Origin of the sequence: Comamonas sp. B-9 (assembly GCF_000410635.1) — a bacterium.
In the GTDB taxonomy this organism is placed as follows: Bacteria; Pseudomonadota; Gammaproteobacteria; order Burkholderiales; family Burkholderiaceae_C; genus Comamonas.
Map to the genome: position 1 here is coordinate 1,410 of NZ_KE148533.1, position 8,238 is coordinate 9,647.

Here is an 8,238-nt window from a genome sequence, read left to right on the forward strand (position 1 = left end):
TGGGCCTGGCAATGGCCGCTGTCGGCAATCCTCTGCAAGGCGACCAGGCCACTGCGTTTGATCGCTTCGGAGCGCGCCAGAAATACCGCCGAATGCATGGCCTCCAGCGACTGCCGCACACGCCAGCGCTGCAGCAGCCCGCTCGCACTGGGCACGGCCAGGCTCGCGATAATAGCCAGCACGCTGACCACCACCATCAGCTCGACCGCGGTCAGCCCGCTGTGCCGGTGCCCGCTTTGATGTTTCAATAAATTATTTAAAACTATTGAATTCATGCGATTGATTATTTAATCTTCACACGGCGGCGTAAAGCCTTTTTCGATTTAAAAATTAAATGCGCTGGGGCGGACAGCAGTGCCAATGCAGAGCCGGCGCGGTGTTGCGCCGATAATCAGCCAGCGGGCCTGAGCCTCCATGCCCTGCCCCTCCGTACCAGCCCTATTGCGACCAAGCTCCATGACTGATCAACACCTGCAAACCGCGCTGGAACTGGCTGCCAGCGCCCTGTTCATTACCTCCCCCAATCCCCGCGTCGGTTGCGTGCTGGTCGCTGCCGATGGCCAGGTGATCGGCCAGGGCCACACCCAGCGCGCGGGGGGGCCGCATGCGGAAATCATGGCTTTGCGCGATGCGGCGGCCCGTGGCCACAGCACCGCAGGCGCGACCGCCTATGTCACCCTGGAGCCCTGCGCACACCAGGGCCGCACGGGGCCTTGCTGCGATGCGCTGGCCGCCGCCGGTGTGGCCAAGGTGGTGGGCGCCATCACCGATCCGAACCCGCTGGTCGCGGGCATGGGCTTTGGCCGGCTGCGCGCCGCTGGCGTGGAGGTCGTGGTCTGTGCGCCGGAAGACGGTGGCGATGTCGCACGCGAATTGAACATTGGCTTTTTCAGCCGCATGGTGCGCAAGCAGCCCTGGGTGCGGCTCAAGGCCGCCATGTCACTCGATGGCGCAACCGCCTTGGCCGATGGCAGCAGCCAGTGGATCACTGGCGAAGCCGCCCGGGCCGATGGCCACCACTGGCGCGCCCGGGCCTGCGCCATCCTGACGGGCGTGGGCACCGTGCTGGCCGATGACCCGGCGCTGGATGTGCGTTATGTGGAGACACCACGCCAGCCGCGCCTGGTGGTGCTGGACAGCCAGCTGCGCACCCCCCCGCAGGCCCGCATTTTTGCCGCAGAGCGCGAAGTGCTGGTCTACACCCACAGCGAAGACAGCGCGCGCCAGGCAGCGCTGCAAGCGGCGGGCGCCACCATCGTGCGCCTGCCCGGTCATGCCTCCGCAGGTCCCAACGCCCGCATCGACCTGGCGGCCTTGATGCAAGACCTGGGCAGACGGGAAGTCAACGAGCTGCATGTCGAAGCGGGCGGCATCCTGAATGGCGCGCTGCTGCAGGCAGGCCTCGTCGACGAGTGCCTGCTCTACCTGGCACCCAAGCTGCTCGGCCAGGGCCTGCCCGCGTTTGCCGGCATGGCGCTGCAAAAGCTGGACCAGGCGCCCGCCTTGGACATCCGCTCGATCGAGCCCTTGGGCGCCGACCTGCGCGTGCTCGCCCGGCTCCAGGGCCATGGGGTTTTCTGATTCAAGCGCATTAGAGCCTCTCACACGACCCAGCAAACCGAAGGTTTGCGGTTGAGACGAGGCGCCAAGCCGCAGGCAGTACAGGCGTACGACAAGGCTTGGTAACGACGTATCAAGGGTGGTGTTAGGGGCTCTTGGCGTAGCCCAGGCAGGCGCCCGCATTGGGCAGCCCCTTACATTCACGCAGCAGGCGGCGGTCGCGCTCGGCCAGGGTTTCGGCACTGCTGCTGCGCTGGCGTTTGACTTTGACTCTGGCCTTGGCCGGTTTTTTGGACGCCTGCGTGGCCTCGGTATTTTTCTTGCGCGCGGCCCAGGCGCTCTCGGGCGGCATGGCCATGGCCGCCAGCAGCAGCACCAGTGTGGAAAAGCGCAGTGATCGCAGCATAAGCAGGCCTCCTATTGGCTATCGATGTCCATCTCCCCAATGCTTTCAACAATCCTAGCGGCAGGTCTGCAGCGACGGTCCGGGCACAAACCCTGCTGAGCGGCCACCCCGCTTGCCGCGGCGTTGCTGCGCCACGACGCAGTAGCGCCATCTGGCTGTACGACAGCACCGCCAAAGCAGCCACGCGGCCACCGCAATGGCCTGCGCTCACGCACAATAGCGCCAGCCCACTGATTGAACCTGCCGCCATGCTGCCTGCTTTGCTGACCTCTGCCCTGTCTCCGTTGCGCCCCTCCGAGACAACCTCCTGGCCCCAGTTGCAGCGCGGGCTGGTGATGGTCTGCGCGGCCGTGCTGCTGGCCGGATGCGCCAGCAAGCTGCCGACCCAGGTGGACAGGCCGGTCTCATCGGCCCAGCCGCCAGCGGCCAGCAGCCCGCTGGTGCAGATCAGCCAGCAGCGCCAAAAGGCCGAGAGCAAGGCCGGGCCCGGAGTGTCGGGCTTCGAGATACTGGCCGGCGCGCAAGCTGCTTACGGCGCGCGCCTGGCACTGGTACAAGGCGCCAAGCACACGCTGGATGTGCAGTACTACGCGATCCATGCCGATGCCAGCACCGCGCGCCTGCTCGAAAGCGTGGTGAATGCCGCGCGCCGGGGCGTGCGCGTGCGCGTGCTGCTCGATGACTTCCATGGCACCGGGCGCAATGCGCAGGTGATGCGCCTGGCTTTTGAGCCCAACATCGAGATGCGCATGTTCAACCCGCTGCCCGGTGACCGCGACTCGCCGATCAGCCGCATGTGGAACGCGGCCACCGATTTCCAGCGCGCGCAGCAGCGCATGCACAACAAACTGTTTTTGGCCGACAACGTGATGGGCATCATGGGCGGGCGCAACCTGGGCGATGCCTATTTCGACAACGACGAGAGCTCCAACTTCTTGGACACCGATGTGCTCGTCATGGGCCCGGCCGTGCGGGATCTGTCGAGCAGCTTTGACAGCTACTGGAACAACGAGCGCGCCTACCCGGTGCAGTCGCTGATCAGCAAAAAGACCTTGGAAGACATGCAGCAGGCCTACCAGGCCCGCCAAAGCAAAGGGGGCGATGACGATGCGGCGAATGCGGCATCCGAGCCCGCTGCCCGCAACAGCAGCGGCGGCGCCCTGCCCTCGCCGCCCGATGGCGAGCCGCGCCCGGGCGGCGCAATCTCCGACGAGCAGCGCGAGCGCGCCTGGGACATGCAGCCAGTGGACCTCCAGACCGTTCCGCTGGTCTGGGCCCATTCGGTGGTGATGGCCGATGCGCCCAGCAAGATACCGGCGGGCGACTCCGACGGCCAGACCAACCCGCTGAGCGCCGCACCTGGCGTGCTGGACAACAAGCGCCTGGCGCAGCTGCGGGCGCTGGCAGAAACGCGCAACCCCGGCCACAGCCCCAGCGCCGATTCAGTGGTCGATGGCCTGGTGCAACTGCTGGGCTACGCCAAAAAGGATTTGCTGATCGTCTCGCCCTACTTTGTGCCCGGCGAATCGATGCGCCAGGCCTTCAAGGATGCCGTGCAGCGCGGCGTGCGGGTGCGCATCCTGACCAACTCGCTGTCCTCCAACGATGCGCCCATTGCCCATATCGGCTATGCCCGCCACCGCGAGACCTTGCTGCGCGACGGGGTCGAGCTGTACGAGCTGGTCAGCGACGAGAGCGACTTGCGCGCCGCCTTTGGCCTGGGCAGCGGACAGAACAGTTTTCGTGAAGGGCGGCGTGTGATGCTGCACAGCAAGGTGCTGGTGCTTGACGGCCAATTGCTGGTCGTGGGTTCGATGAACCTGGACCAGCGCTCCAAGCTGCAAAACACCGAGATCGCCGTGCTGGTGCGCAGCCGCAAGCTCTCGGGGCAGGCCGCTGGCATGATCGAGAAGGGCCTGGAGAGCGCCGCCTGGCATGTGGTGCTCAAAGACGGCAAGCTGCTGTGGCAGGCACCGCAGAACACGCGGCTCAAGGACCAGACCACCGAGCCCGATGCCAGCCTGCCGCTGCGGCTGATGCTCAAGATCATCAGCCCCTTTACGCCTGACTCTTTGCTTTAAGCGCTGATTTAAACAGCTGCTTCCACCTGCGTCTGCTGCTGCAAGTCATCCAGCCACACGGTGATCGCTGCCTGGTCCGTCATCACCCGCACATGCTGGTAGGCGTCCTCGGCCTCGGGGAAGGCCCGGCGCATCAGGTTGAGCCACTGCTTTAAGCGGCCAGCGCGCTGGCGCGGCTCCAGGTCCTCGCAGACCAGCTGCCAAAAGCGCAGCAAGGCGGGCAGCAGATCCGGCCATTGCACATCGCGCATGCCCGCGGGCAGCGGCAGGCCATCACGCTCGGCAACGGCCTTGCGGATGCGCCAGGCCAGGCCCGGGTCGGCCACAATGCCACGGCCCAGCATCAGGTCCTGGCAGCCGGATTCGGCCTGGCAGCGCAAGGCGTCCTCCACGGTCCAGATCTCGCCATTGGCCACGACGGGGATGTGCACCGCCTCGCGGATCCGCGCAATCTGGTCCCAGTAGGCAGGCGGGCGGTAGCCATCGAGCTTGGTGCGGCCATGCACAACCAGCTCGCAGGCGCCCGCCTCCTGCATCGCCAAGGCGCAGTCCAGCATCAGCGCCCGGTCGTTAAAGCCCAGGCGCATCTTGGCCGACACCGGCATGGCGGCGGGCACAGCGCCGCGCACCGCGCTGACCACCGCATGGATGGCGGCCGGGTCCTGCAGCAAGGCCGCGCCACCGCCATGGCGGTTGACCACCTTGGCCGGGCAGCCAAAGTTCAGATCGATCCCCTCGGGCGACAGCGCCGCCAGCTGCACCGCATTGGCCGCCATGCTGGCGGCATCACTGCCCAGCAGCTGCGCGCGCACCGGGGTGCCGGCTGCCGTGCAGCTACCGTTGCGCAACTCAGGCATGGTGCGCAGGTAGACCTTGTCGGGCAGCAAGCTGCCGGTGATGCGGATGAACTCCGACACGCAGCGGTCGGCGCCGCCAATGCTGGTGAGCACATCGCGCAGCACAAAGTCGAGCAGGCCCTCCATGGGCGCAAGCAACAAGCGCATGTGGGCCCCCGTTCAGACCATCAGGCCGATCACCAGGCCACCTGCAGGCGCCACAGCGTGGTCATCTCGGCCGCGCGGGCCTGGTGCAGCGGGTTGCTGCCATCCTGGGCCTTGGGGTGGCGCGGGCGGATGTGGTTCTTGCCCACCACCTGCAAGCCGGCCTCGGCGATCCAGCTGAGCAGCTCCTCGCGGCTGCGCAGGCCCAGGTGCTCGGCAAAATCGGACAGGATCAGCCAGGCCTCGCCACCGGGCACCAGATGGGCGGGCACTCCGGCCAGAAAGCCGCGCAGCATGCGGCTGCCTTCGTCATAGACGGCGCGCTCGACTGGCGCGCTGGGCTTGGCAGGCACCCAGGGCGGGTTGCAGACCACCAGCGCGGCCTTGCCTTCGGGGAACAGATCGGTCTGCGCCAGCTCCACGCGCTGGTCCACACCCAGGCGCTCCAGGTTTTCCTTGGCGCAGGCCAGGGCACGCGGGTCGGTATCGGTGGCCAGCACCTTCTGGATGCCACGGCGCGCCAGCACGGCAGCGATCACGCCGGTACCGGTGCCGATGTCATAGGCCAGCGACTGCTTGGCCAGCGCGGTGGGCAGCGGCGCCTGCGCAATCAGGTCGACATACTCGCCGCGCACCGGCGAGAACACGCCGTAGTGCGGGTGGATGCGGTCATAGCCCTTGGGCGCCAGCTTGGCCAGCGCGGGGATTTCCACGCCTTTTTTGCGCCATTCATGGGCGCCCACCAGGGCCTGCAGCTCGCGCAGCGACACCACCTGGGGCTGGTCGCCTGCGGGCGCGCCCCAGGCGTCGATACAAGCGGCCTGCACCTCAGGCGCGCGGCGCAGGTGGATGGCATATTGCGGGTCCAACTCGATCAGCACCATCGACAGCACGCGGGCGCGCTGCGCCTGCAGCTGGCGCTGCTGGTGGAAGGGCAAGGCCAGCTGCGGCGTGGGCATGCCGGCCACCGCAGCGGCAGCGGGCTTTTTCTTGGCCTTGCGCTCGCCGGTCTTGTCCAGACGGCGCGTGAGCGACTGCAGCAGCATGCGGGCATTTTGAAAGTCACCGCGCCACAAGAGCGCCGTCCCCTCGCAGCCCAGCCGGTAGGCCACATCGGCGGGCAAGGTGTCATCGGCCAGCACCACGCGGGCGGCGGCGGCCGCACCGCGCTCGCTGCGCCAGCGCGCGCTGCGTGCATCGCCGCCTTCCTCCCAGTGGATGGTGGGCAAACTCTCTGGCTGGGCAGTGGTCATACAAAAGGCTTTCTGGGGCAGTGCGGCAAGGCGCCAGCTGCCAAGGGGGAAAAACAAAGAGGCCGTCCAAGACGGCCTCTTGAGAGCAAGGCTGCCCCGCCCTGCCTGCGCAGGGCCGGCGCATGCCCGGCCAGCAAGGATCAGCGGTTCATCAAGGAGCGCTGCATGCGCACTTCTTCGATCTTGATGGCACCGACGGTGGCCGTCTTGGCGGTCGACATCTCGCGCTTGAAACCGGCAGACTCATGGAAGCGCAGTGCGCGCTCGTTGCGCAGTGGCACCCAGGCGGTCACCGAGGTGCAGCCTTCTTCGGACAGGCCATCACGCGCCGCATCCCACAGTGCCACGCCCACGCCCTGGTCCCAGTGGGTAGGGGCAGCATAGATCGCCCAGATCTCACCGGTGGTGGGGCGGGTCTTGGCATCGCGCGAGCGGTCAAAACCGATGAAGCCGACGATCTTGTCGTTTTCAACGGCCACTTGCACCTGCGGCTCGCAGTATTCGATGGCTTCGCGCCAGTAAGCCTGGCGCTTTTCGACGGAAGAGATGGACTTCAGTTGGTCATCGGGCAAAACACCGCGATAGCTCTCCACCGAAGCGGCGGCATGGATTTGGGCAATGGCTTTGGCATCACGGAGAGTTGCGGGACGAACCTGGATAGTTTCAGACATGGATAACCGAAAACAAAAATCAATGAATTAACCAAAAAGCACGTATATCTCGTCGTACACTGCGACCATCACGCCCGGCCGGGTGTCAAGTGGGGATGGAGCACCCTGAGGCTCAACATCCACCCACCTGCAACACACCATGGCTCACGCAGCATCAGCAGGCAACAAGGCACTGCTGAAGGCTTTTTTAAGGGCATATGGAAGAGTCAGCGCGTGAACAGCGCGCTAGAGAGTATGGTGCGCGAAAGCCCGCCATTGTCTCACTCCTGACATCATTTGGGTAGCCCCACAATAGGCTTGTAGGTCAATTTGTGCAGGGGTTTGCAAATGACTGCATTTGCGCTAGGCGTTTACCCGAAGGGTGCCCCTGCCTACAAATCAAGGTCTTAGCGCATAAAGCTGCGACCGAGCCACCGCATCAGGCCATCAAAGCGCCGGCCATAAGGCGGATAGAGCCATGTAGCCGCTGACCAGGCACCTTGACACAGCACAGGCTTGCCATGAGAAAAGCGCATGAATCCATGGTAGCCATGCAGCGCGCCCCAGCCGCTCTTGCCCCAGCCGCCAAACGGCAGGGCCCCATGGGCAAACTGCAGCAGGCAGTCATTCATGCACATGCCAGCAGCCCGCACGCGCTGCGCCACATCGCGGCCCTGGCGGCGGTCCTGGCCAAACCAGTACAGCGCCAGCGGTATCTCGCCATGGTTGATCGCTGCAATCGCCTCCTCGCGGTCGTCGTACTGCAGCACCGGCAGCACCGGGCCAAAGATTTCCTCCTGCATCAGCTGCATCTGCGCGCCCACCCCCAGCACCAGCGCCGGCACCAGCTGGCGGCTGATGCCGTCGCCGATACGGCTTTGGGACACCTCCTCCCCACCGCCTGCCAGGCGGATCACCTGGGCACCGGCCTGCTCGGCCTGGGCCAGCATGCCCAGCAGCCGGCTGGCATGGGCCGCATGGATGACCGAGGTGTAATCGGGGTTGCCCTGCAGCTGCGGGTACATGCGCTGCACGGCCTGGGTATAGGCCTCGACAAAGGCGGCAGCGCTGCTGCGCGGCAGCAGCACATAGTCGGGCGCAATGCAGGTCTGGCCGGCATTGAGCAGTTTGGCATGGGCAATCTTGCGCGCCGCGTCCTGGATATCGCAGCTTTGCTCCAGCAGGCAGGGCGATTTGCCACCCAGCTCCAAGGTGGTGGGCACCAGTTGGTTGGCAGCGGCCAGCGCCACCTTGCGGCCGGTAGCCGCCGAGCCGGTGAACAGCAGG

The 8,238-nt window shown here is 65.9% G+C and carries 8 protein-coding genes and 1 pseudogene; 2 read left to right on the plus strand and 7 right to left on the minus strand.

What is annotated here, in order from left to right; all coding sequences use genetic code 11:
* Together H928_RS30695 and H928_RS34040 are read right to left on the minus strand one after the other, a co-directional pair.
* Positions 1–182, minus strand: a 182-nt coding sequence (locus tag H928_RS30695; protein WP_373604910.1) for a Tfp pilus assembly protein FimT/FimU, incomplete at its 3' end; no start/stop codon positions are given.
* Positions 183–275: pseudogene (locus H928_RS34040) on the minus strand (hypothetical protein); the annotation flags it as partial. It abuts the gene before it with no gap.
* Positions 276–456: 181 nt separating this feature from the next.
* Between H928_RS34040 and ribD the strand changes: the two are divergent.
* On the plus strand, positions 457–1,581 hold the full coding sequence (gene ribD, locus H928_RS0107360; RefSeq protein ID WP_021025917.1) for a bifunctional diaminohydroxyphosphoribosylaminopyrimidine deaminase/5-amino-6-(5-phosphoribosylamino)uracil reductase RibD: 1,125 nt from the start codon (positions 457–459) through the stop codon (positions 1,579–1,581).
* A gap of 124 nt (positions 1,582–1,705) precedes the next feature.
* On the opposite strand, the gene H928_RS0107365 is transcribed toward ribD, so the two are convergent.
* Positions 1,706–1,966 (minus strand): hypothetical protein, encoded by a 261-nt coding sequence (locus H928_RS0107365; RefSeq protein ID WP_021025918.1) that lies wholly within the window; start codon positions 1,964–1,966, stop codon positions 1,706–1,708.
* 248 nt (positions 1,967–2,214) lie between these two features.
* Here H928_RS0107365 and H928_RS0107370 point away from each other — a divergent pair, with 248 nt between their 5' ends.
* Positions 2,215–4,047: a phosphatidylserine/phosphatidylglycerophosphate/cardiolipin synthase family protein gene (locus tag H928_RS0107370; RefSeq protein ID WP_021025919.1), complete on the plus strand. Its 1,833-nt coding sequence runs from the start codon at positions 2,215–2,217 to the stop codon at positions 4,045–4,047.
* Positions 4,048–4,055: 8 nt separating this feature from the next.
* Here the strand turns inward: H928_RS0107370 and H928_RS0107375 are convergent, their stop codons facing one another.
* The 4 genes from H928_RS0107375 to H928_RS33080 all read right to left on the minus strand — a co-directional run.
* Positions 4,056–5,051 carry a tRNA-dihydrouridine synthase gene (locus tag H928_RS0107375; protein WP_021025920.1) on the minus strand — a complete coding sequence of 332 codons (996 nt, stop codon included), beginning with the start codon at positions 5,049–5,051 and terminating at the stop codon, positions 4,056–4,058.
* Between the two features lie 29 nt (positions 5,052–5,080).
* The gene (locus tag H928_RS0107380; RefSeq protein ID WP_021025921.1) at positions 5,081–6,301 is read right to left on the minus strand and encodes a class I SAM-dependent methyltransferase; all 1,221 of its coding nucleotides are present in this window, start codon (positions 6,299–6,301) and stop codon (positions 5,081–5,083) included.
* Between the two features lie 140 nt (positions 6,302–6,441).
* Positions 6,442–6,972, minus strand: a complete 531-nt coding sequence (locus H928_RS0107385) for a GNAT family N-acetyltransferase (RefSeq protein WP_021025922.1) — start codon at positions 6,970–6,972, stop codon at positions 6,442–6,444.
* A gap of 386 nt (positions 6,973–7,358) precedes the next feature.
* A partial coding sequence (locus H928_RS33080) for an aldehyde dehydrogenase family protein (RefSeq protein WP_239644904.1) occupies positions 7,359–8,238 on the minus strand: 880 nt, incomplete at its 5' end.